The sequence below is a fragment of the Psychrobacter sp. CAL346-MNA-CIBAN-0220 genome, assembly GCF_040309805.1.
Taxonomy (GTDB): Bacteria; Pseudomonadota; Gammaproteobacteria; order Pseudomonadales; family Moraxellaceae; genus Psychrobacter.
In genome coordinates this window covers 1-1,252 of record NZ_JBEOPF010000023.1, presented here as the reverse complement: position 1 = coordinate 1,252, position 1,252 = coordinate 1, and the positions used below count along the sequence as shown (strand labels likewise).

Annotated in this window: 1 protein-coding gene; it reads right to left on the bottom strand. The window is 45.8% G+C overall.

All coding sequences use genetic code 11. The features are described 5' to 3' along the window. Positions 1–62 precede the first annotated feature (62 nt). A partial coding sequence (locus AAEY88_RS12520; RefSeq protein ID WP_350562902.1) for a MobA/MobL family protein occupies positions 63–1,252 on the bottom strand: 1,190 nt, incomplete at its 5' end.

Genomic DNA, 1,252 nt, shown 5'->3' with positions numbered 1-1,252 from the left:
GTGCTGACCTGTCTATCCAGTCCTGCACTAAATCCTTTTTCTCTTCGTTATCGCTCATATCTCTATCGCTCCATGCCCTTATCGTTGTTCCTATTTTTACTGGTACGCACTTCTAGCTGCTCAATTTTTGGCTCTTGCTGCTTCTGCTGCTCTTTGTATTCTTTGATAGCTTGCTGACCTTGCTGCGCTTCTTGCACTGTCTGCGGTTCATTTTCGGCTATCCAATCTTTAGCGTGTTGCTTGTATTTTCCTCTATCCTGAAACTCTTTAACGCTTATTTGACGTTCTAGGCTTCGCAATACCGTCCGTTTTTCTAACTGCTGTTTTGACCACTTGCTTTGACTGGTCATCATAGGTTTTTTTGCGGTATCGTAGGCTTGCTGAAGCTCGGCTAACTCTTTTTTCAGGGGTTTAAGGTCTAGTTGTTCAAACTGTTTTTCAATGTTTTCAAGCCTTGTGTGATAAGCGTCTACAGCTTTCTCACCTTTCACGGCTTGGGCGTGTAGCTCTTGTGAGTTCTGAAGCAATATCTCTTTAGCTTGCTGCTGACGCTGGGCTTCTCGTTCTGCTTTTAGTTTGGATTGTTGGTGTTCAGCAATGCTTCTATCCGCTTGGTCGATTGCGCTAGCTGAAGCGTTAATCTCTCGTTCTGCTCCCTCAAGCTCTCGTTGACATTCCCTAACGCCTTGGTTGATGAGCTTAGTTCTTCTATCTGCCCATGCTGATGCGTTAGTTGCGCTTTCAATGTGCTTAATTGCTGTTTCAATTCTTTCTCTAGTTCTGTCATTACTTTGTTCTCGCTGCTCTGTGACGGCTTTCAGGCTCTTCTCAATAATCGCTAGCTGCTTCATTGAATGGTTATAGTCTTCAACCATGCGGTTATAGTCACCTGTCGCTGTCTTGATGCCTTTGCGCTCTAGGGCTGACGCTTCCCAACCTAGTTTTTTGGTGGGTAGTTGCTCTAACCCTCTGTCTTTATGGCTTCTGTGGTCAATTCGAGCATCAATCTTGGCTTCTTTGAGGTGCTTATTAGTGATACTAGCCCACTGCTCACGGATTGCTTTCAGTTCTTCCCTAGCACTTGGTAAGCCACGCTCTTTAAGCTGGGTATTACTCATTTCTAGCTGTGATTTGCTGGTTAAAGCGACTCTGCCACTCTCCAAGCGTTCCAGCTTGCGTGTGGTCAACATGATATGGGCGTGATGGTTGCGGTTGTCGCCCTGTGCATCAGGCGTATGCACTGCCACATCAA